This is a genomic window from Streptomyces sp. NBC_00271, from assembly GCF_036178845.1.
GTDB lineage: Bacteria > Actinomycetota > Actinomycetes > Streptomycetales > Streptomycetaceae > Streptomyces.
The window spans coordinates 5,716,277-5,738,079 of the sequence record NZ_CP108070.1 but is presented as its reverse complement, the minus strand read 5'-3'; the positions used below and the strand labels follow the sequence as shown (position 1 = coordinate 5,738,079).

Below are 21,803 nucleotides of genomic sequence, written 5' to 3'. Positions count from 1 at the left end.
CGGGGCTCGTCCGATGAGGGGATGTGAGGGAAACGAGAAGCGACGGGGAGCTGCTGCGGGCCATCGCGGCGGACACGGACCGTCGCGCCTTCGAGGAGCTGTACCGGCGGTATGCGCCGTGGCTGACCGCGCGGCTGCGCGGCCGGTGCGCCGATGCCGGGGTCGTCGACGACGTCGTGCAGGAGACCTTCCTCGCCATCTGGCGCGGCACCGCGCGTTACCGGGAGGAGGGTGACGCGGCGGGCTGGCTGTGGCGCATCGGCTCGCGGCGGCTGATCGACACGCTGCGCGGCGATGGCGCGCGCGGCCGGTTGCGCCAGACACTGACCCGCTTCCGCCACCGGCACGAGGCCTCCGCCGAGGAGCGCGTCCTGGCCGGGGTCGAGCACGGCGACCTCGCGGGCGCGTTGATACGGCTCTCGCCCGAGCTGCGCGCGGTCCTCCAGGCCACGGTGATCGACGGACTCACGACCCGGGAAGCGGCCGTCCTGCTCGGCATTCCACCCGGCACGGTCAAGACGCGGGCCCTGCGGGCGCGCAAGCAGCTGCGGGAGGAGCTGGCATGAGCGGCGGAGACGACGAGGCCATCGGCGGAGACCGCCGGGACATGGGTGGAGGTGGAGAGAACATGAGCGGGTTGGACGAGGACGCGGCCGCCGGTCGGAGCGCGTCCGGTGCGGCTGCGGGTGACGCCGATCGGACCGCGTCCGGCGCCGACGGTTCCCCGGACGGACGGTGGCACGCGGACGCCGAGGACCTTCGGGCCTATGCGCGGGGCGAGTTGGCGCCGCCCCGGCTCTGGTCCGTCGACACCCACCTCGTGGCGTGCGCGCCCTGCCGGGAGGCGCTCGCCACCGTGAGCGATCCGGTCGTCCTGGACGCCGGATGGGAGCGGCTCGACGCCGAGCTGGACGCGCCACGACCACGGCTGCTCGAGTCGTTGCTGGTGCGGATCGGCGTCGCCGACCACACGGCACGGCTGCTGGCGGCCACGCCCGTGCTGCGCCGCTCCTGGCTGGCCGCGGTCGCCCTCGTCCTCCTCATGGCCGTGGTGGCGACCGACGCCGGACGGGCGGCCTCGCCCACGCTGTTCCTCGCCCTCGCCCCCCTGCTCCCGCTCGCCGGGGTCGCGCTGTCCTACGGACCGGTGCTCGACCCGACGTACGAGATGGCCGTGGTGTCACCCCTCCACGGATTCCGGCTGCTGATGATCCGCACGGTGGCCGTGCTCACCACCGGCCTCGTTCTGAACGGCCTCGCGACCCTCGCGCTCCCCGCCTACGGGCTGCGCGCGCTGGCCTGGCTGCTGCCCGCCCTCGCCCTCACCGGGACGGGGCTCGCACTGACCGCCCGCTGGGGCCCGGTCCTGCCGCCCTGCCTGGTCGGCGGAGCGTGGGTCACGCTGCTGATGGTGGCCCACGCGAAGGCCGACGGCGGCACCCTCGCGCCGTTCACGGCACTCGGCCAGGGCGTCGCCGGCGCGGTCGCGGTACTGGCCGCCGGGCTGCTCTATCTCGTGCGGGACCGGTTCGACTTCTCCCCCTCGCACGCCTTCTTCGCCGACCACACCGACTTCTCCGACAGGAGCGCCGCATGACCCCCACCGTCTCCGCCTCCGGGCTCACTCTCCGGTACGGCGGGACCGTCGCCCTCGACGACGTCACCCTGCGCCTGAGCGAGGGCGTGACCGGGCTGCTCGGGCCCAACGGCGCAGGGAAGACCACCCTGTTGCGGGTGCTCGCCACCGCCGTGCCCGCCGACCGGGGAGCCTTCACGGTGCTCGGGCACGACCCCGGCACACCCTCCGGCCGCCTGGACGTGCGGCGCGCGCTGGGCTATCTGCCGCAGACCCCGGCGTTCCACCCGGACTTCTCGGCCTTCGAGTTCGTCGACTACGTGGCGATCCTGAAGGAGCTGACGGACCGCTCCGCCCGGCACCGGGAGGTGCGGCGCGTGCTGGAGGCCGTCGACCTGTCCGACATACGGGGCAAGCGCATCAAGAGGCTGTCGGGCGGTATGCGCCAGCGGGTCGGGCTGGCCGCCGCGCTGGTCGGCGACCCCGGCTTCCTCGTCCTGGACGAACCGACCGTCGGCCTGGACCCTGAACAGCGCATGCGGTTCAGGGAAATGATCGCCGAGTCGGGCGTGGGACGCACGGTCCTGCTCTCCACCCACCAGACCGAGGACGTCGCGATGCTCTGCCACCGCGTGATCGTCATGGTCCGCGGCAGCATCCGCTTCGAGGGCACCCCGGCCGAGCTGACCGCACGGGCGGCGGGACGGGTGTGGAGCAGTACGGCCCGCGACCCCGGCGCGAGAGCCGGCTGGCGTACGGGCACGGGTTCCTTCCGCAATGTCGGCGACCCGCCCAAGGGCGCCGACCTCCTCGAACCGACCCTGGAGGACGGCTACTTGCTCACTCTCGACGGCGAGCCGGCGGAGGTGGCGGCATGAGCGAGCTGGTGACCCGCACGGTCGTGGAGGAGGCGGCCCCCACGGGGGTGGAGCCGCCCGCCCAGGACCCGCACCAGAACAGGACGCGGGCCGTCGTCGCCCTCGCCCGCTTCGAGGCACGCGAACTGCTGATGCAGATCCCGGTGCTCGTCTTCCTCCTCCTGTACGTCGCCTACACCGGCTGGGGAATGTTCAACGGCCGGGAGGGCATGGACGACTATCCGGTCCTCCACGATGTCGACCGGTCCACCCAGACCGCCCCCCTGCTCCTCGCCCTCGTGCTGTTCGTCAGCATCAACCGCGCCGTGCTCCGCTCCCGCAGGCACGGCACCGACCGACACTTCGACGTGCTGGTCATGGAGCCGTGGCGGCGCTCGGTGGCCCACGCCCTGTCGGCCGTGCCGTTCGCGGTGTTCACCGCGCTGGTCGTAGGATTCGAGTTCACCTGGGCGGCCCTGAAGCCCGGCGCGGTCGGCCACGGCTCGCTCGCCGAACTGGTCGTGGGCCCGCTGTCGATACTCCTCGCCGGGGCCCTCGGCGTCCTGGTCGCACGGTCGATCCCCTTCACGTTCGCCGTCCCGCCCTTCGTCATCGGCATGTACGTCCTCACGACCCTCGTGGCCGCGAGCACCCAGGGCACGCACTGGGTGCAGTGGCTGGCACCGGTGGTCACCGAGGAAGGCGCCCACCCGTTCCCCTCCGACCTGCTGGGCCGCCCGGCCGCCTGGCACGTGCTGTATCTGGTGGGGCTCATCGTGCTGCTGCTGTGCCTCGCACTGCTGATCAACGGCGGTCGTACGCCCAGGATCAAGGCGATCACGGTCCTCGCCCTCGCCGCCATGGCCCAGGGCATCGCGGGGCAGGCCCCGGGTGACTCGGCCGCGCTGATCGCGGCCCGCGCGAAGGCGTCCGCCACCCCGGAGAAGGTGCAGACCTGCGTCGCGCACGAAAGGTCGACGTACTGCGCCTACCCCGAGTGGACCGGCCAGACCGCCGACTGGGCCGAGGTGGTCCAGCGCGTCCAGTCCCTCGCGGGAGGCCCGGCCTCGGCCGAGCGGCTGACGGTGCGCCAGCGGGTCGACGCCCGCTCCGGCCTGGAGGGCGACTCCGCGCTGGAGCCGGCCACAGCGCCGGGGGTCGTGACCGTCGGCACGCGCTGGGGCGGCAACCGGATCCCGGAGTTCGCCGTGGGGGTGGCCTCGGTTCTGGTGACGGGGGACGAGACGTCCAGCGTCGAGGTGTGCGACGCCCGCGCGGTGATCATCATGTGGCTGGCGCTGGGCTCGGAGTCCCACCCGCTGACCATGCTGCGCCATGTCCGCATCGACGACTCCATCACCGGCGGAGGGGTCGCTCTCGAACCCACGAACTCGCTCTCCATGAACGCCGCGCAGACAGAGGTGATCAAGGAGCTGCTGCGGAAGCCCCGCTACAGCGTCATCCCCAAGGTGAAGGCCCACTGGGCGGAGCTCACGTCCCCCAAGACGACGACGGCCCAGGTGGCTCAGCTGCTGGGAGTGCCGGCGCCGACCGGCCCGGGCGCGCTGAGCGTCAAGACATGCGAGGGGTGACCGTGCGCGACGACACAGGTACGGCCGGAAGTGCGGAGCGTGCCGGAGGCACCGGGGGTACGGAGAGCGCCGGAAGGGCTGGAAGCGGCGGGGCTGGAAGGGCGGGAAGCGGCGGAAGGGCGGGAACCGCGGGAGCCGTAGGAACGGTGGGAAGTGGGGTGACCGCGGGAAGTGGGGTGACCGCGGGCGGTATCCCGTCCCGGGGGCGCCCGTACACCGTGGCCCGCGCCCTCCTCCGTCCCCTCTGGAGCTCCCTCCCCCGGCGGGCGCTGGTGACCGGAGCCGTACTGGGGCTGCTGTTCGCCGGGATCCCGCGGCTGTTCTCCCTCCAGCTCGACACGTGGGCCGGCCTCAACCTCCTGCGGGCCGCCGCGCTCACCTTCGCCCTGGGCCTGGCCTTCCTGCTGGACGATCCGGCCCGGCACATCACCGCGGCGGTGCCGACCCGGCGTCCGGTGCGGGTCGGACTTCGAGTGGCGCTCGTCGCCCCGTCGGCCGTGCTCTGGTGGACGGCCGCGCTGTTCCTCATACCGGAGCAGGCCCGGCCGCCGGTGGGCGCCGTGACCTTGGAAGCCGCCGCCACGGCGTTGCTCGCGCCGGCGGCCGCGGCGGTCATGGTGCGGTTCACCAACCGGGCCGAGCCGGGAGGCGCGGTGGGCGTCGGACTACTGGTCACGGCGGTGCTGGCACACCTGTTGCTCCCCGAGCGGTGGACGCTCTTCCCCGCTCCGTCCGCCCCGCGCTGGGAAGGCGCCCACCAGACATGGGCGGTGGTCCTGGTCGCGGCGGCGCTGGCCGGGGCGTGGTCCTGCGCGGAACCCCTACGGAGGTGGCGACCCGCCGCCTTCGCTCACCGGTGACACGAAGACGCGGGCACGGACGGGCAGGGACACCGGACAGGACCGGTAAGGACACCGCGGACCGACAGGCACCGGACCGACGTACACCGGACCGGCAAGGACACCGGACCGGTGGTCAGGACTCGCTGCGGTACATCAGGTCCGTCTCGTGCGTGCGGAAGCCGAGCCGCTCGTACACGGTCATGGCCGCCTTGTTGTCGGCGTCGACATAGAGCATGGCGGTCGGCAGACCCTGCCGGGCGAGGTGGCGGAGCCCGATCGTGGTGAGGGCCTTGCCGAGACCGCCGCCCTGGGCGCCCGGGCGGACTCCGAGGACGTACACCTCACCGAGGCCCTCCTCGGCGTGGACCTTCGTCCAGTGGAAGCCGACGAGTTCGTCGCCGCGGAAGGCGAGGAAGAACCCGGACGGGTCGAACCACACCTCCGCCTTGCGGTCGTCCAGGTCGCGCTGGGTGAGGGAGCCCTGCTCAGGGTGATGGGCGAAGGCCTCGGCGTTCAGAGCGAGCCAGGCCGCGTCGTCCTGGCCGGGCACGAAGGTACGGACGTTCACGCCGTCCGCGAGCTTCGGTTCGGGCAGGTCGAGGTCGGTCAACGGCCGCCGCAGCTGGCGCAGTTCGCGGAAGAGGGTGAGGCCGAGGACCTGGGCGAGATGCCGGGCGGCGGAGTGACCGCCGTGCGCCCACACACGCAGCCGCTTGCCGGACTCGGCGAGCAGGGCCGAGCCCAGGGCCCGACCGTGGCCGTGGCCGCGGTACGTCGGGTGCACGACCAGTTCGGCGGCCGGGGCCTCCACCGGGTCGGTGTCCTCCAACTGCGCGTACCCGATCAGCTCGTCGCCGAGGGTCAGCAGCAGATGGCGCACACCCTCGCGGGCGCCGCCCTTCAGCTGGAGCCGGCCCTGCTCGGAGACCGCCTGCTGCCCGTCGGCCCGGGCGGCCTCCGCGAGCAGCCGGAGCACGTCCTCGGCCTGGGCCGGGGAGAGCGCGGTATGGGTCTCGATGGAGCGAGTGAGGGCGTGGGGCGCGGTGTCGTCGCTGGTCATGGATACGAGGGTACGGCGCGGTGTTTTGCGGACAAGGAGTTGCGCGGCGTCGATGTGGCTCGTGGCGGGGTGAGGAGGGGGTTCCGTCAGGTGGTGAGGCGATGGCAACCAGTCTGTAACCCCGAACCCCCTGTTGCGCTACGCGCGTTGATTCTAAAGTGCGCGTAAAACCACAGCCGTCCCACTGGGGGGAACCCATGCTGCCGACGCCCCGGCACAGACGTACCCATCGCATCCTCGCCGCCGCCGCTGGGCTGGCCACCGTCGGCGCCCTGGCCGCCGCGATGCCCGCGAGCGCAGGGCAGGACAGGTCGACCCCGCACCACCACCCCGGCAGCGGCCGCTACCAGGACGTACAGCTGCTGTCCTTCAACGACCTGCACGGCAACCTGGAGCCGCCGGCCGGGTCGTCCGGCCGGGTCACGGAGCTCCAGGCGGACGGCACGACGAAGTCGATCGACGCGGGCGGTGTCGAGTACCTCGCCACGCATCTGCGCGAGGCCCGCAAGGGCAACAAGTACTCCATCACGGCCGCCGCCGGAGACATGGTCGGCGCCTCTCCGCTGATCTCCGGGCTTTTCCACGACGAGCCGACGATCGACGCGCTGAACAAGCTCGACCTGGATGTGACGAGCGTCGGCAACCACGAGTTCGACGAGGGCGCCAAGGAGCTGGGCCGCCTGCAGAACGGCGGCTGCCACCCCACGGACGGCTGCTACGACAAGAAGGCGAAGTTCCAGGGCGCCGACTTCCCGTACCTTGCGGCGAACGTCACCGACGAGAAGACCGGCAAGCCGATTCTCAAGCCCTACTGGGTGTGGAAGAAGAACGGCGTCAAGGTCGGCTTCATCGGCGTGACGCTGGAAGGCACCCCGAACATCGTGTCGGCCGACGGCGTCAAGGGACTGAAGTTCGGCGACGAGGTCGAGACGATCAACAAGTACGCCAAGGTGCTCCAGCGCCAGGGCGTGAAGTCGATCGTCGCGCTGATCCACGAGGGCGGCGCGCCCGCGTCGACGGCGTACAACTACGACTGCGACAGCCCCGGCGCCGGTGACGGCATCTCCGGGCCGATCGTCGACATCGCGAAGAACGTCACGCCGGCCGTGGACGCCCTGGTCACCGGCCACACCCACCAGGCGTACGCGTGCACCATCCCGGACCCGTCGGGCAAGCCCCGCATGGTGACGTCGGCCTCGTCCTTCGGCCGCCTCTACACGGACACGACGCTGACGTACGACCGCTGGACCGGCGACATCGCGCGTACGGCGGTGAAGTCGGCGAACCACGTGGTCACCCGTGACGTGGCGAAGGCCGCCGACATGACGTCCCTGATCAGCAAGTGGAAGACGCTCTCCGCCCCGATCGCCTCGCGTCCCATCGGTTACATCGCGGGCGAGATCGGCAACGCCGGCAACGAGTCCCCGCTCGGCGACATGATCGCCGACGCGCAGCTCGCGTATGCCAAGTCCGTCGACCCCGAGGCCGACCTCGCGGTGATGAACCCGGGCGGCATCCGCGCCGGGCTCACCTACGCGGCGAGCGGCAGTGAGGGCGACGGGGTGGTGACGTACGGGGAGGCGTACACGGTCCAGCCGTTCGCCAACACCGTGAACCTGGTGAACCTCACCGGCGCTCAGGTGATCACGGCACTCCAGCAGCAGGTCAGCGGGGCCAACGAGGCCGCGCCGAAGATCCTGCAGATCTCCAAGGGCCTGACCTACACGCTGGACCTGACGAAGACGGGCGCGGCACGGGTGGTCGCCGACTCGATCAAGCTCAACGGCGCGGCGATCGACCCCGCCGCCACCTACCGCGTCGCGATGAACTCCTTCCTCGCGGGCGGCGGCGACGGCTTCGCCGAGCTCGGCAAGGGCGCAGACGTCCGGGTCGGCGGCGACGACCTGGCGGCCTTCGAGTCCTACCTGACGGCCAACTCCTCGGCCACGGCGCCGTACCCGGTGCCGACGGCGGACCGGATCACGGTCGTGCGGTAGTCCCTTACGGAACAGGCGGGGCCGGTACGCGGATGCGTACCGGCCCCGCTTTTTTTCGACCTAAATTCTGTGTGAGTAGTGGATTGGTTCCACGGTCCATCTGAAAATTTGTTTCAGCCGTAATTCATTGAGGTCTCAGTCGAATTGGCGATTTCAGGGTCCGGGGTCCCGTAGTGTTTTCCATGTCGAAAGCGAACAGCGCAAACGACAAAGGGAATTCACCCGCAGGGAACAAGGAGACACCCATGAGCTTCCACAAGATCGCCCCGGTCAAGAAGCACCACAAGCCGGCCCCGGCCCCGAAGAAGCCCGCGAAGCGCCGGCCCGCCAAGCCGGCCCCGGTGGCGCAGAAGCCCGGGCGCCGCCCTGTCGGCAACAAGTAAGCAAGATCCACCTCCGATCAACAGATCCACCCGCACCCAGCGGTTCACCACCCGCGACCAGCGGATCAGTCAAAGCCACGAGAGGGAAACCCATGAGCTTCCACAAGATCGCCCCCGTCAAGAAGCACCACAAGGCGGCCCCGGTCGCGAAGCGCCGGCCCGCCGAGCCGGCCCCGGTGGCGAAGAAGGCCGTCGCTCCGAAGAAGCGCCCGGTCAGCCGTCAGGGCCAGTAGCAGCCCGCGCGAGGCGGGGTCCCCGGGAATTAGTGGTTTCCGGTGGCCCCGCCTCGGCCATGTTCCGGACCGGAAAGGGAAGTTGATTTGATATGCGGGAAGTACGGGAGGCATTCGCACGCTTCTGGCCGCTGACGCGCGGCGACCGTAAATGGCTACTGCTGATCATCGGCTGCGTGGTCGTGGCCGCGCTCGCCGAGACGGCCTCGATCCTGCTCTTCGCCCAGCTCACGGACCACGCCCTGAAGGCCGGTTCGCTCTCCGCGTTCTGGGAGCCGGCCGGAGCCTGGCTGGGCGTCGCCGTGATCGGCGCGATCGTCGGCTACCTCGGCAACTCGCTCGCCGTGTGGACCGCGGAGAGATTCGTCCTGCGCCTGCGCGCGAGTGTCTTCCGGCACGTCCAGGACCTGCCGCCCGACTTCTTCCAGAAGCACCGCCAGGGCGACCTGGTCGAACGGCTCACCGGTGACGTCGAGGCCATCGAGCAGATGGTCGTGTCGGGCGTCGTCGGGACGGTCTCCGCCGCCTTCTCCGCCGTCTTCTACGCCACCGCCGCGCTCTGGCTGCGCTGGGACCTCGCCCTCGTCACCTTCCTCCTCGCCCCCCTCTTCCTCGTCGCCGCCCGCCGGTTCGCCGGCCGCATCAAGACCGCCTCCCGGGAGGAGCGGGCCGCCGACGGCGCGATCACCTCGGTCGTCGAGGAGTCCCTCGGCAACGTGGTCCTCACCCAGGCCTACAACCGCCACCGCGCCGAGGAGAAGCGGCTCGACCGCGAGGCGCGCGCCTGGATGCGGGCGTCGGTGCGCGGGGCACGGGCGAGCGAGATGTACGAGCAGTTCGTCGAGGTCGTCGAGACGCTGTGCGTGCTCGCGGTGATCGGCCTCGGTGCCTGGGAGATCTCCAAGGGGCGCATGTCGCTGGGCCAGTTGCTCGCCTTCGCCGCGTTCCTCGGGTACCTGTACCCGCCGATCCGCAATCTGGGGCAGCTCGGTCTCACCCTCACCGCCGCCACCGCCGGCGCGGAACGCATCCAGGAGATCCTGGACACCGAACCCGCCGTCACCGAACCCGCCGAGCCCGTCCGGGAGTGGCCCGTGCACGGCTGGGTCAGCTTCCACGGCACGTCGTTCCGCTACCCCGGCGCCGACCGCGAGTCCCTGCACGATGTGACCTTCACCGCGAGACCCGGCGAACTCGTCATCGTCACCGGCCCGAGCGGCGCCGGAAAGTCGACGCTCTCCAAACTCCTCACCCGCTTCTACGACCCCACGGCCGGCGTGGTCTGCCTGGACGGCGTCCCGCTGCCCGACATGTCCCTGGAGTTCCTGCGCGAGAACGTGGCGCTGCTGCCCCAGGAGACGCTGATCCTGCACGGCACGATCCGCGAGAACATCGAGTGCGGCAGGCCGGGCGCGTCCCAGGCGGACATCGAGCGGGCGGCGACGGACGCGGTCGCGCACGACTTCATCAGCGCGCTGCCCGACGGATACGACACCGAGATCGCGCCCGGCACGGCCACCCTGTCCGGCGGGCAGCTCCAGCGGATCGCGATCGCCCGCGCGATGCTGCGCGCCGCGCCCGTCCTGGTCCTCGACGAGCCGACCGCCGGGCTCGACTCGATCGCCGCACGCCGGGTGGTGCAGCCGCTGCGGCGGCTGATGGCGGGCCGTACGACCATCATGATCACGCACGATCTGAGCCTCGCCCCCGACGCCGACCGGATCCTGGTGGTGGACGGCGGCCGGCTGGTGGAGGCGGGCACGCACGACGAGCTGATGGCGTGGGGCGGGGCGTACGCCCGGCTCGCGACGCCTGAAATCGACTACTTGGCGGCGCGGAGCGTGTAGCCGAGCCCCCGCACGGTCTGGATGAGCCGCGGTTCGCCGCGGCTCTCCAGTTTCCGGCGCAGGTACATCACGTACACGTCCAGCGTGTTCGACGTCGGCTCGAAGTCGAAACCCCAGACCTCCTTGAGGATCTGGGCGCGGCTGAGGACCTTGGCGGGATGCCGGAGCAGATACTCCAGCAGGGCGTACTCGGTCCTGGTCAGGTCGAGCGGGCGGTCGGAGCGGGTGACGGTGCGGGTGGGCCGGTCCATGGCGAGGTCCGCGAAGGCGAGCCGGTCGTCGAGACGGGGAGCGCACTGTTTCGGCTGCGGGCTGCGGCGCAGCAAGGCCCTGACCCGGGCGAGGAGTTCCTCGGCGGCGAAGGGCTTCATGAGGTAGTCGTCGGCGCCGTTGTCGAGGGCGACGATACGGTCGCCGACCGCGTCCCGGCCGGTGATCATGAGGATGGGGACGGTGGACCCGGAGGCTCTGATCCGGCGCGTCGCGGCCAGCCCGTCGAGGCCGGGCATGGTGACGTCCATCAGCACCAGGTCGGGCCGCTCGTCCACCCCGGCCACCAGTTCGAGGGCCTCGCGGCCGTCCCCGGTGAGGACGGTCTCGTACCCCTCGAACCTGAGCAGCCGGTCGAGCCCCTCACGTACGGCCTCGTCGTCATCGGCCAGCAGAATCTTCCGCGCCATCCCCCCAACGTGTAACGGGGCGCTGTGGGAGGGCTTGGAGAGGGGTGTGGGGAGGCTGGGCGGTGTCCGCGCCCAGCCTCCCCGGCCGGGAGGACCCGGCCTTCCCCAGGAGGCGGTGGGTGTCCAGTCGCCGAGCCAGCCGGCGATCGACTGGCCCGCGGCCTGCGCGTCCGTCAGCTGCGGTCGCTCACCGCTCGCGGCGCCCGCGCCGGCGCCGGTGTTCCTGTACTCGGCGAAGCGGTCGTTCTTCCAGGAGAAGCCGCCCATGTCGGACCACGGGTTCGACCGGATCGCGGCGCTGAGCGTGGAGTCGCGGACGGTCGTCTGCGGCCTGAGGGTGGCGTCTCCGCCCGCGTGCCAGTTGCGGCCGAGGGAGAAGGAGCCCGCGGCGACATCGCCGGTCACCGTGGAGTGGGTGATCAGGAAGCCCTGCGGTTCGCCTGCGTGCTGGGCGCGGTGACGAAACCGGCGGACGAGCCGTCCCAGAGCTTCTTCAGGTTGATGACCGACTTGTTGATCACGGCGGTGGCGCGGCCGAAGACGACGTTGTGCACGCCCTGACCGAGGAAGAAGCCGCCGCCGACGATCTGCCCGGCGGTACCGGAGCCGATGAGCGTCTTGTCGCTGGCGACCTTGATCTCCTTGCCGACCGGGTCCATCGTGATCGCCGAGGCGACGACGATGACGTACGGGTCGGCCGCGGTCGCGTACTTCTCCAGGTCGGCGAGGGTTCTCACGGTGACGGTCTTGCCGTCGCGCCCGCCGTAGGTCCCGTTCTGCCCCATGGCGTGGACGGAGGCGAAACCGTCGGCGGACTCGGTGGCCCAGGCCGGGGTGTTCGTCGCGGCCGACGCCTTCGGCTGGGCGTCGTCGCCGAAGAGTCCGAACACCGTGCCGTACGCCATCGCTCCGGCGGCGGTCAGGGCCAGCGGCACACCGACGACAGTCGCCACCGGGGAAGGAAAGGTTGCCGCGGTGCGGCAACACGAACGCGCCCCCGTCCGGTGAGGGACGGGGGCGCGCGGTGCCCGGCGCTGTCGGCGGGTCTACGGAGCCTGTGGAGGCGGTGGTTCTATGGAGCCTCGGGGGGGCGGTGTGGGCGCGCCCGGCAGTCGTAGCGTCGCCACCGTTCCGCCGCCCTGTGCCGGTTGCAGGGACACCTCGCCGCCGGACTGCTGCACGGTCCTGGCCACGATCGACAGGCCCAGGCCCGAGCCCGGCAGTGCGCGGGCGGACGGGGAGCGCCAGAAGCGGTCGAAGACGTGCGGGAGTTCCTCGGAGGGGATGCCGGGGCCGTGGTCGCGGACGGTCAGTTCGCCGGCCTTGAGGATGACGTCGATGGCCTCGCCCTCGGGGCTGAACTTCACGGCGTTGTCGAGGATGTTCACGATCGCCCGCTCCAGCGCGGACGGCTCCGCCCGTACGAACCAGGGCTGGAGGTCCGCAGTGATCGTCAGCTCGGGGCCGCGCAGGCGGGCGCGATGGAGGGCCGCCTCGACCGTTTCCTGGAGGTCGACCACCTGGATGCGGTCGCCCGACTGGTCCGCGTCCGAACGCGACAGCGTCTGCAGGTCGCCGATCAGCGCCGCCAGCTCCGTCATCTGCGCCTTCACCGACGACAGCAGCGCCTTGCGGTCCGCCGGGGGGATCGGGCGGCCCGTCTCCTCGCTGCGGGTGAGGAGTTCTATGTTCGTACGCAGCGACGTGAGCGGCGTACGCAGCTCGTGGCCCGCGTCGGCGATCAGCTGCTGTTGCAGCTCGCGGGAGTTGGCGAGGGCGGACGTCATCGAGTTGAAGGAGCGGGAGAGACGGGCGACCTCGTCCTCGCTGTCGTCCTCGACGGGGATACGGATGGAGAGGTCCTCCGTGCGCGCCACGTGCTCCACGGCCTCGGTGAGCTTGTCGACCGGGCGCAGGCCCGCGCGGGCGACCGCCAGGCCGGCGGCTCCGGCGCCGACGACTCCGATGCCCGAGACGAGGAGGAGGACGAGGGCGAGGTCGTTGAGGGTGGCCTGGGTGCTCTTCAGGGGGATGGCCACGAGGAAGGATGCGTCCTGGACCAGGACCGGGCCGCTGCCCGGAACCTCGCCGGCGACGACGAGTGGCATGGTGATCACCTGGACGTCGTTGCCCTCGCTGTCGGTTCCGGTGCGGATTCTGGTGACGTCCCAGCTCGGGTTCTTGGCCTCGTCCTTGTCGCTCTCGGTGACCTTCACCGTGCCTGCGGAGCCGTCGAACGTACAGGCGGTTCCGTCTGCCTGGACCACCTGGGAGTAGTACTCGGACCGCCCGCGGGGGCCGTCGCTGCCGCTCTTCGGGTCCTTGCCGCAGTTCTTTATGGCGCGCTGGAACGATCCGTAGGCAATGGGTCCCTTCTGTGCTTTGAGGGTGTTGTCGATCTCGTCGTACAACTTGCCCCGCACTATGAACCAGCAGGTCACCGAGACCGCTGCCACCCCGAACGCCACCGCCGCCGCGACCAGCATGGCCAGCCGGGAGCGGATCGGCAGGGATTTGAACCGGCGCAGGATCCTCATCACTCGGCGCCGCCCGACCGCAGGACGTACCCCACGCCCCGGACCGTGTGCACGAGGCGCGGCTCGCCGCCCGCCTCGGTCTTGCGGCGCAGGTACATGACGTAGACGTCGAGGGAGTTGGAGGAGGGCTCGAAGTCGAAGCCCCAGACCGCCTTGAGGATCTGCTCGCGGGTGAGGACCTGGCGCGGGTGGGCCAGGAACATCTCCAGCAAGGTGAACTCGGTGCGGGTCAGTTCGACCGCCCGGCCCCCGCGCGTGACCTCGCGCGTCGCGAGGTCCATCCGCAGGTCGCCGAAGGTCAGCGCGTCGTCGTCCGGGCTGCCGACCGTCGCGGCCGCGTAGGAACTGCGTCGCAGCAGTGCCCGGACCCGGGCGAACAGCTCGTCCAGCTCGAACGGCTTGACCAGGTAGTCGTCCGCGCCCGCGTCGAGGCCGGTCACGCGGTCGCCCACGGTGTCGCGGGCCGTCAGCATGAGGATGGGGGTCGTCGTGCCCGCCCCGCGCATCCGGCGGGCGGCCGTCAGGCCGTCCATCCGGGGCATCTGGATGTCCAGGACGACCAGGTCGGGCTGGTACGCGGTCGCCTTCTCCAGCGCGTCCGCTCCGTCGACCGCGACCTGGGTGTCGTATCCCTCGAAGGCGAGGCTGCGCTGAAGTGCTTCGCGCACGGCCGGCTCGTCGTCGACGATCAGGATGCGCTGGGTTTCACGGTCGCCTTCGGCGGGGCTCATGGGCGTGGGTTCCTAGGGGTGCGGTGGGACCGGGCCGGACGCTTTCAGCCTCGCACGTTCCGGCCGGGGCAGAAAGGATCAGCGGAGATCGGCGGGGATCGGTCGGGATCAGCGGAGATCAGTGGTGATCGGTGGTGATCGCAGGGGATCGGCGGAGATCGGTCGGGAACCGCTGGGATTGGCCGGGTTCGGCCAGGGGCGGTGCGTCGGGTCGGGCTTGCGGCCTGCTCGGCCTGCTCGGCCTGCTCAGCCGCCCCTCGGCCCGCTCAGCCGCCTCGGTCTCCTCGGCCCGCTCGGCCTCCTCGACCCGCTCAGCCAACGCAGCGCGCTCGTCGGCTCAGACCCCCAGCGTGCTCAGCTGGCTCAGGCGGCTCAGGCGGCTCAGCGGGACCTTGCGGCGGTGCGGGTGATCGGCGGAGAGGTGCAGGCCCATCATCTGCGGCTGCGGGACGGTCACCTCCGGAGCCCGGGGCACCGGCCGGTGCAGTTCACGGGCGACGGAGAGGGCCAGGTCGAGACCGGCGGGGTCGGTGCCTTCGATGCTGTGGGAGACGCGAGTGATCATTTCAACCTCCGGGAAGGACTTGGCCGAGAAGGACTCAGCTGTCGGAACCGCCGACCCGCAGGCTGGCGAGGTCCGACTTGACGGTGTTGATCGGGATGGCGAAACCGAGGCCGACGCTGCCCGCGCTCGACGAGCTGGACGAGGAGTCGGCGGCCGAGTACATCGCGGAGTTGATGCCGACGATGTTGCCGTTCATGTCGATGAGGGCGCCGCCGGAGTTGCCGGGGTTCAAGGACGCGTCGGTCTGGATGGCCTTGTACGTGGTCGTCGAGGAACCGGTGTCGCCGTTGAACTGCCGGCCGCCGAAGGAGAACGGCCACTGGCCGCTGCCGCCGCCCTGCTGCTGTTGCTGGCCCTGGCTCTCGTCCGTGGAGACGGTGACGTCACGGTTGAGTGCCGAGACGATGCCGCTGGTGACGGTGCCGGTCAGTCCTTCGGGGGAGCCGATCGCGACGACATCGTCGCCGACCTGGACGCCGTCGGAGTTGCCGAGCGTGGCGACCTTCAGGCCGGAGGGCGCGTTCTCGAACTTGATGAGCGCGAGGTCCTTCTTGCTGTCGGTGCCGACCACCTTCGCGGTGTACGACTTGCCGCTGCTCAGCTGCACCTTGATCTCGGAGGCGCCCGAGATGACGTGGTTGTTGGTGACGATCTCGCCGCTGGACGAGATGATCACACCCGAGCCGGTGGACGAACCCGCGTTCGAGGTCGCGCTGACCTCGACGATACTCGGGCTGACCGCCTGGGCGACACCGGCGACGGTGCCCTTCTTGGCGGCGGGTACCACGGTGGTGCTGGTGCTGCTCGACGCGGTGTCCTTGCCGGTCAGCTCCTGTATGCCGTACGCGGTGCCGCCTCCGATGGCGGCCGCGACTATCGCCACGGCGGCGAGCAGGCCGATCGTGCCCTTCGCACGCTTCTTCGGCGCGGGGGCCGGGGCGGCCGGGACCGGCTGCGCCTGGAGCACCGCGGTGGAGGAGACGGCGTCCGGCTCGGGGTAACCGGCGTAGGCGCCGCCTGCGCCGTAACCGCCCGCACCGCCGTCGCCACCCTGACCGGAGCCCGGCCACACGGTGGTACCCGGGTCGACGGCGACCGGAGCGACCGGCTCGTACGCCGGCGGCGGAGGCCACTCGGGGTTCACGGGAGAGGAAGAGACGGGCTGCTGCTGGGGGTACGCCGCCCGCATGGGGTCGGTCGCCTGGTGGTCGTCGCCCTGGGGGTACTCGCCGCTGCGGCGGAAGCTCTCGGTCATGGAAAAAGCTTGTCCCCCGATCATGAGAGCTCCCTGAGTGGCCGCTGAGAAGCCCGACAGAACCTCGTATGCCCGATATAAAGGCGCCCGAGCCCGCTGAAATCGGGGAAACAGCGGGTTGCGTGGGGGTGATGTCACGGAAGGCGACGGACGAATACTTGTCTGTCTGCTGTGTAGTACATGTGTTCTGGGGCGGATGAGGCCTACGATCTCCGCGCCGGAGGGGGGCTCCGCGGTGTGCCTGAATCGATGCAGGCGGTTGTCGGCCATGGCCGTGACCGCTGTCATCGATCGGGCCGGTGCGTCGTATGCCCTTCTCGGGCCTCCTACGTCATGGAATCCACACGCACCCACACCAGGAGCCCTGAGTGATACGTGCCCTGCGCGACCGCTGGAGACGCCCCGCCACGGCGTTGCCCACGGCCGCTCTCGCGCTGGCGCTGACCTGCGCCGGCGCCTTCGCGGCGCAGCCCGCCACCGCGGCGGACGGACCCTCGCTGCCGAAGGCGAACCAGTCCCAGCCCGCGAAGCCGACCGTCTCCGACAAGGAGCTGCGCGGCCGGGTCGCCGCCGCCGTCAAGGACCTGGCGACCCCGGACACGACCCCCAAGAAGACACCCTTCATCATCGGCGGCACCGAGACGACGATCTCCTCCGCGCCGTGGATGGTCCAGCTCTCCTACTACGACAGCACGGCCGGCGTCGGCTACTTCTGCGGTGGCACCCTCGTCGCCCCGAACAAGGTCCTGACGGCGGCCCACTGCGTCGCGGGCCTGGACTGGGTGAAGAACGGCGCGGTGCTGGCCGGCGCCACCGGACTGCTGGACGACACCAGCGGCACGGTCGCGGGCGTCTACCGCCAGTGGAACCACTCGCACTACAACTCCACGACCGTCCAGAACGACATCGCGGTCCTCACGCTCGACCGCCCGCTGGACCAGCAGTGGCAGCGGCTGGTGGCCGCCGGTGACAGCGCCTCCTACAAGGCCGGCAACTCCGCCACCGTCTACGGCTGGGGCCTGACCTCGGGCGCCGACGACGCCGACCTGTCGGCGAACCTGCGCAAGGTGACCCTGCCGCTGGTCGCCGACTCCACCTGCAACTCCGCGATGCAGTCGGTCCTCGGCGAGGACGACTTCGTCGAGGGCGCGATGTTCTGCGCGGGCACCCCGGCCACCGGCACCGACGAGGGCACCAAGAGCCCCTGCAACGGTGACTCCGGCGGTCCCGTCATCGTCGGCGGCAAGGTCGTCGGCATCGTCTCGTGGGGCGTCGCGGGCTGCACCGCGAAGGGCGCCTACCCGGTGTTCACCAAGGTGTCCTCGTACACCTGGGCCGCCCAGCCGCGCATCGACGACGCGGACCTGACCTTCGACGGCAAGGCCGACCTGCTGGAGCGCACGCCGTCCGGCGGCCTCTTCCAGCAGGACAGCAAGGGCACCTCGCTCGCCACCCGCGCCTACCAGGGCAACGGCTGGCAGAACGCCAGCTGGGGCCTCCAGGCCGACCTGGACCGGGACTTCTACCAGGACCTGATCATCCGCGACAAGGGCGACGGCAAGCTGTACCGCAGCTACCTGAACCACACCTCGGGCGAGTACGACTGGATGCAGATCAGCACGGTGTGGGGCGGCTACAAGTCGTACGCCATCCCGGGCGACATGACGGGTGACGCCCGCCCCGACCTGGTCGCGGTGGACGCCGACGGCTCGGTCTACCTCTACCCGGGCAAGGGCAACGGCCAGTTCTACGGCAAGGTCAAGGTCGTCGACAAGGCCTGGAAGAACGTGAAGATCTTCGGCCACGGCGACCTGTCCGGCGACGGCAGGGCCGACCTGCTGGTCCGCAACAGCTCCGGCGTCCTGTACCTCTACCGGGGCACGCAGGTCGAGAAGACCCCGTTCGCGGCGCGGATCCAGGCGCGTACGGGCTTCACCTTCACCTCGTACGTCGCCAACGGCGACGTCACGGGCGACGGCATCGCGGACCTCATCACCCGCGACTCCGCCGGCAAGCTCTGGCTCTACCCCGGCACCAACAAGGCCTCCAGCAGCCTCTTCGGCTCACGGATCGGCCTGGGCAGCGGCTTCAACCAGTACAACCTGCTGTTCTGAGCGACTACAAAAACGCGCGCCGGCCCCGCAATCCGCGGGGCCGGCGCGCCCTTGTTCTTAGGGGCGCGAGGCTGTGACATATGCGGCTCCGCCGCGTGGGCGCGCCCAGCCACATCCGGCCCGCAGCTACTCACAACCGCAAGAGCGCCGGACGACCAACCGCGACGGAAACACCTTCAACCGTTCGCGCCGCGACCCCGCGACCCGCAGTCCGTCATCCAGTACGAGATCCACCGCGGCCCGCGCCATCGCCGACCGGTCGGAGGCGATCGTCGTCATCGGCGGATCCGTCAGCGCGGCTTCCTTGACGTCGTCGAAACCGGCCACGGCCAGCTGCCCCGGTACGTCGATGCGCAGCTCACGCGCGGCGCGCAGCACGCCGATCGCCTGGTCGTCCGTGGAGCAGAAGATGGCGGGCGGGCGGTCGGGACCGCCGAGCAGCTGGAGGCCGACCTGATAGGCGTCGTAGCGGTTGTACGGCGCTTCGAAGAGGCGCCCCTCGGTGGGGATCCCGGCCTCCTGCATCGCGCGCCGCCAGCCCTCGACGTGGTCGGAGACCGGGTCGCCGACGGTCGGGGTCTCCGCGAGGCCGCCGAGACAGGCCACGTATTCGTAGCCGTGTTCGAGGAGGTGGCGGGTGGCGAGCTGGGCGCCGCCGACGTCGTCCGTGACGACGGCGACGTCGTCGATGGCCTCGGGGCGCTCGTGCAGCAGCACCACACGGGCGTCCCACGCGTCGATCTCCGCGGCAGCGTTGTCATTGAGCGCGTGGCTGACGAGGATCAGCCCGGAGACCCGCATGCCGAGGAAGGCGCGCAGGTAGTGGACCTCGCGCTCGGCGATGTAGTCGGAGTTGCCGACGAGCACCATCTTCCCGCGCTCCGCGGCGGCCTGCTCGACCGCGTGCGCCATCTCCCCGAAGAAGGGCTGGCGCGCGTCCGGCACGATCAGGCCTATGAGCTCGGTCCGCCGCGACGCCATGGCCTGGGCGACCCGGTCGGGCCGGTACCCCAGTTCCTTGATCGCGGCGAGAACGCGCTCGCGCGTGGCCGGGGCAACCGGCCTCGGTCCGTTGTTGATGACATAGCTGACAACGGCGGTGGACGTACCCGCCAGTCGCGCTACATCGTCCCTCGTCACCTTGGCCACGCGCGGAGTCTACGCGGATGGACCCGCCCCTGGGCAGGGCGTACGGAGGCTTGCTGCGCCTCCGTTACCGCCTACTGCGCCTCCGCCGCCGCCTCGACCGTCTCGACGGCGTCCAGGTGCGCCGTCTCGTCCGCATCCTCCGGCTTTGGCTGGGCCGCCCTGGCCCTCGCCTCCTCCGCGGCGCGGTCCACCTTCTCAGGTGTAACGAATCGATAACCGACGTTCCGGACGGTACCGATCAGCGACTCGTGCTCGGGTCCGAGCTTCGCGCGCAGCCGCCGTACGTGGACGTCGACCGTCCGCGTACCGCCGAAGTAGTCGTAGCCCCAGACCTCCTGCAGCAACTGCGCGCGCGTGAAGACACGGCCCGGGTGCTGCGCGAGGTATTTGAGGAGCTCGAACTCCTTGAAGGTCAGGTCGAGGACCCGGCCCTTGAGCTTGGCGCTGTACGTCGCCTCGTCGACCGAGAGGTCGCCGTTGCGGATCTCCATCGGGGAGTCGTCGTTGACGATCTGCTGGCGGCCCATGGCCAGCCGCAGCCGCGCCTCGACCTCCGCCGGTCCCGCGGTGTCCAGGAGCACGTCGTCGATGCCCCAGTCGGCGGTGACGGCCGCGAGGCCGCCCTCCGTCACGACGAGGATCAGCGGACAGCCGGGCCCGGTCGAGCGCAGCAGCTGGCACAGGCTGCGCACCTGCGGGAGGTCGCGCCGACCGTCGATCAGGATGACGTCGGCACCGGGGGTGTCGACGAGAGCGGGGCCTTCCGCCGGAGCCACTCGCACGTTGTGCAGGAGCAGGCCGAGAGCGGGAAGCACCTCCGTCGACGGCTGAAGAGCATTGGTCAGGAGCAGCAGAGAACTCATCGCGCCCCACCTGCCTGGGTCGTCCTACGGTCATGCAAGGTTCGCTCGCCCATAACGTCTGGTTCCTCCTCGGTCCCTGCGAGGACGTTTGCGGCACTGCTTCCTACGGTGCGGCTCCCGCGCCCCTGGGAGTCGCCGGACGGCCCACGGGGGGTCGCCACACGTTCTATGCGTTCGCCGGCTTCGTACACCTGCGGTTTCCCGCTTCGTATACAACGCTTCAGAAAGCACAAAAGGACCCGGGGGCTACGCTGCCCGAGTCCTCTGCCCAGCAGAATAGCCCACATGAGCTCAGGTCCGGCAGGTCAAGCGACGGGATCTTCCGATCGTCCACCCCTTGAGACGCCCCCGCGCACCCCTTTGCGGAGGTTTCTGCACACGGTCGACGGGGTGACGATCGATGCGGCGTACGACCCTGGAACGCGGCCTTCTGGTGACTCGGCCACCGGCTTGAACGATGTGGCCATTGTCGTCGCGCACGGCTTCACGGGCGATCTGGACCGTCCGCACGTGCGCCACGCTGCGGCCGTTCTCGCCCGGCACGCGGCGGTGGTCACCTTCTCCTTCCGTGGTCACGGCGCCTCCGGCGGCAGCTCCACGGTCGGTGACCGCGAGGTCCACGATCTGGCCGCCGCGGTGGCCTGGGCCCGCGAACTCGGGCACACGCGCGTGGCCACCGTCGGCTTTTCGATGGGCGGTTCGGTGGTGCTGCGGCACGCGGCGCTGCACCGTGGTCCGGACGGTCGCTCGGAGGGTGGCTCGGACCGGGGCGCGGAGATGGAGCACGGGGGGCGCACCGGGGCGCGTACGGACGCCGTGGTTTCGGTGAGCGCACCCGCCCGTTGGTACTACCGGGGTACGGCCCCTATGCGGCGCCTGCACTGGCTGGTAACCCGGCCGGTGGGCCGCGCGGTCGGCCGATACGGCCTGCGCACCCGGATCCACCACCGTGACTGGGACCCGGTACCGACCTCCCCGGTCGAGTCGGTCCCGCTCATCGCGCCCACTCCGCTGCTGATCGTCCACGGCGACCAGGACGGCTACTTCCCGGTCGACCACCCGCAGATGCTCGCCGCCGCCTCCGGCGGCCACGCCGAACTGTGGATCGAGCACGGTATGGGCCACGCCGAGCACGCGGCGGACGACGAGCTGCTGGGCCGTATCGGGGCATGGGCCGTCGCGGCGGCGGGCTAGCCTGACCGTGTTCACAGAAACCACTGATGACTGATCCGTGTTCACGGAAAACACCGATTGAGGAACGAGATGGCAAAGGGCACGGTGCGTTACTGGGCCGCCGCCAAGGCCGCGGCGGGCGTCGCGGAGGAGCCGTACGACGCGGGCACGCTCGCCGAGGCGCTCGACGCGGCCCGCGTGCGACACCCCGGCGAACTCGTCCGCGTGCTGCGGCGATGCTCCTTCCTCATCGACGGTGACCCCGTGGGCACTCGCGAACATGAGACGGTACGGCTGGCCGAGGGCGGCACGGTCGAGGTGCTCCCACCGTTCGCAGGAGGGTGAGCGA

General features: G+C 70.8%; 21 protein-coding genes. 12 read left to right on the top strand and 9 right to left on the bottom strand.

What is annotated here, in order from left to right; all coding sequences use genetic code 11:
* Positions 1 to 23: 23 nt before the first annotated feature.
* From OG798_RS26215 to OG798_RS26195, 5 genes are all read left to right on the top strand, one after another.
* On the top strand, positions 24 to 566 hold the full coding sequence (locus OG798_RS26215; protein ID WP_328757751.1) for an RNA polymerase sigma factor: 543 nt from the start codon (positions 24 to 26) through the stop codon (positions 564 to 566).
* A complete protein-coding gene (locus tag OG798_RS26210) occupies positions 563 to 1,597 on the top strand; it encodes a zf-HC2 domain-containing protein (protein ID WP_257016709.1) in 1,035 nt (344 codons plus the stop codon). Before OG798_RS26215 ends, OG798_RS26210 begins: the two co-directional genes overlap by 4 nt.
* Entirely contained in the window at positions 1,594 to 2,454 is an 861-nt protein-coding gene (locus OG798_RS26205) for an ABC transporter ATP-binding protein (protein WP_121415710.1), read from the top strand. The genes OG798_RS26210 and OG798_RS26205 overlap by 4 nt, the downstream gene beginning before the upstream one ends.
* Entirely contained in the window at positions 2,451 to 4,025 is a 1,575-nt protein-coding gene (locus OG798_RS26200; protein WP_121415711.1) for an ABC transporter permease, read from the top strand. The genes OG798_RS26205 and OG798_RS26200 overlap by 4 nt, the downstream gene beginning before the upstream one ends.
* Positions 4,026 to 4,183: 158 nt before the next feature.
* Complete coding sequence (locus OG798_RS26195) at positions 4,184 to 4,885, top strand: ABC transporter (RefSeq protein WP_267062232.1); 702 nt, start codon at positions 4,184 to 4,186, stop codon at positions 4,883 to 4,885.
* 115 nt (positions 4,886 to 5,000) lie between these two features.
* Here the strand turns inward: OG798_RS26195 and mshD are convergent, their stop codons facing one another.
* Positions 5,001 to 5,927, bottom strand: coding sequence for a mycothiol synthase (mshD, locus tag OG798_RS26190; RefSeq protein WP_095853890.1), 927 nt, complete (start codon positions 5,925 to 5,927; stop codon positions 5,001 to 5,003).
* Between the two features lie 197 nt (positions 5,928 to 6,124).
* Here mshD and OG798_RS26185 point away from each other — a divergent pair, with 197 nt between their 5' ends.
* From OG798_RS26185 to OG798_RS26170, 4 genes are all read left to right on the top strand, one after another.
* Positions 6,125 to 7,924, top strand: coding sequence for a bifunctional metallophosphatase/5'-nucleotidase (locus OG798_RS26185; protein ID WP_121415712.1), 1,800 nt, complete (start codon positions 6,125 to 6,127; stop codon positions 7,922 to 7,924).
* Positions 7,925 to 8,169: 245 nt separating this feature from the next.
* Positions 8,170 to 8,307 (top strand): hypothetical protein, encoded by a 138-nt coding sequence (locus tag OG798_RS26180; protein ID WP_179436522.1) that lies wholly within the window; start codon positions 8,170 to 8,172, stop codon positions 8,305 to 8,307.
* 92 nt (positions 8,308 to 8,399) lie between these two features.
* Entirely contained in the window at positions 8,400 to 8,540 is a 141-nt protein-coding gene (locus OG798_RS26175) for a hypothetical protein (protein ID WP_168493071.1), read from the top strand.
* A gap of 92 nt (positions 8,541 to 8,632) precedes the next feature.
* The gene (locus tag OG798_RS26170) at positions 8,633 to 10,387 is read left to right on the top strand and encodes an ABC transporter ATP-binding protein (protein ID WP_328757750.1); all 1,755 of its coding nucleotides are present in this window, start codon (positions 8,633 to 8,635) and stop codon (positions 10,385 to 10,387) included.
* Here the strand turns inward: OG798_RS26170 and OG798_RS26165 are convergent.
* The 6 genes from OG798_RS26165 to OG798_RS26140 all read right to left on the bottom strand — a co-directional run bounded on the left by OG798_RS26165 (position 10,363) and on the right by OG798_RS26140 (position 16,155).
* Complete coding sequence (locus tag OG798_RS26165) at positions 10,363 to 11,067, bottom strand: response regulator transcription factor (protein WP_099942133.1); 705 nt, start codon at positions 11,065 to 11,067, stop codon at positions 10,363 to 10,365. The two genes, OG798_RS26170 and OG798_RS26165, sit on opposite strands and share 25 nt — an antisense overlap.
* 419 nt (positions 11,068 to 11,486) lie before the next feature.
* Positions 11,487 to 12,020: a hypothetical protein gene (locus OG798_RS56595; RefSeq protein ID WP_443053843.1), complete on the bottom strand. Its 534-nt coding sequence runs from the start codon at positions 12,018 to 12,020 to the stop codon at positions 11,487 to 11,489.
* Between the two features lie 93 nt (positions 12,021 to 12,113).
* Positions 12,114 to 13,604 carry a sensor histidine kinase gene (locus OG798_RS26155; protein WP_438948391.1) on the bottom strand — a complete coding sequence of 497 codons (1,491 nt, stop codon included), beginning with the start codon at positions 13,602 to 13,604 and terminating at the stop codon, positions 12,114 to 12,116.
* On the bottom strand, positions 13,604 to 14,335 hold the full coding sequence (locus tag OG798_RS26150; RefSeq protein WP_067371493.1) for a response regulator transcription factor: 732 nt from the start codon (positions 14,333 to 14,335) through the stop codon (positions 13,604 to 13,606). Before OG798_RS26150 ends, OG798_RS26155 begins: the two co-directional genes overlap by 1 nt.
* 337 nt (positions 14,336 to 14,672) lie before the next feature.
* Positions 14,673 to 14,900, bottom strand: coding sequence for a hypothetical protein (locus OG798_RS26145; RefSeq protein WP_095853896.1), 228 nt, complete (start codon positions 14,898 to 14,900; stop codon positions 14,673 to 14,675).
* A 34-nt stretch (positions 14,901 to 14,934) separates the two neighbouring features.
* Positions 14,935 to 16,155 carry a S1C family serine protease gene (locus OG798_RS26140; RefSeq protein ID WP_328757749.1) on the bottom strand — a complete coding sequence of 407 codons (1,221 nt, stop codon included), beginning with the start codon at positions 16,153 to 16,155 and terminating at the stop codon, positions 14,935 to 14,937.
* 368 nt (positions 16,156 to 16,523) lie between these two features.
* Here OG798_RS26140 and OG798_RS26135 point away from each other — a divergent pair, with 368 nt between their 5' ends.
* Positions 16,524 to 18,269, top strand: coding sequence for a trypsin-like serine protease (locus OG798_RS26135; protein ID WP_267062227.1), 1,746 nt, complete (start codon positions 16,524 to 16,526; stop codon positions 18,267 to 18,269).
* A gap of 126 nt (positions 18,270 to 18,395) precedes the next feature.
* On the opposite strand, the gene OG798_RS26130 is transcribed toward OG798_RS26135, so the two are convergent.
* Positions 18,396 to 19,418, bottom strand: a complete 1,023-nt coding sequence (locus OG798_RS26130) for a LacI family DNA-binding transcriptional regulator (protein WP_095853899.1) — start codon at positions 19,416 to 19,418, stop codon at positions 18,396 to 18,398.
* A 71-nt stretch (positions 19,419 to 19,489) separates the two neighbouring features.
* Positions 19,490 to 20,281 (bottom strand): response regulator transcription factor, encoded by a 792-nt coding sequence (locus tag OG798_RS26125; protein WP_095853900.1) that lies wholly within the window; start codon positions 20,279 to 20,281, stop codon positions 19,490 to 19,492.
* A gap of 285 nt (positions 20,282 to 20,566) precedes the next feature.
* On the opposite strand from OG798_RS26125, the gene OG798_RS26120 reads away from it, so the two are divergent.
* Complete coding sequence (locus tag OG798_RS26120; protein WP_095853901.1) at positions 20,567 to 21,475, top strand: alpha/beta hydrolase; 909 nt, start codon at positions 20,567 to 20,569, stop codon at positions 21,473 to 21,475.
* Between the two features lie 69 nt (positions 21,476 to 21,544).
* Positions 21,545 to 21,799 (top strand): MoaD/ThiS family protein, encoded by a 255-nt coding sequence (locus OG798_RS26115; protein ID WP_054232388.1) that lies wholly within the window; start codon positions 21,545 to 21,547, stop codon positions 21,797 to 21,799.
* Positions 21,800 to 21,803 lie beyond the last annotated feature (4 nt).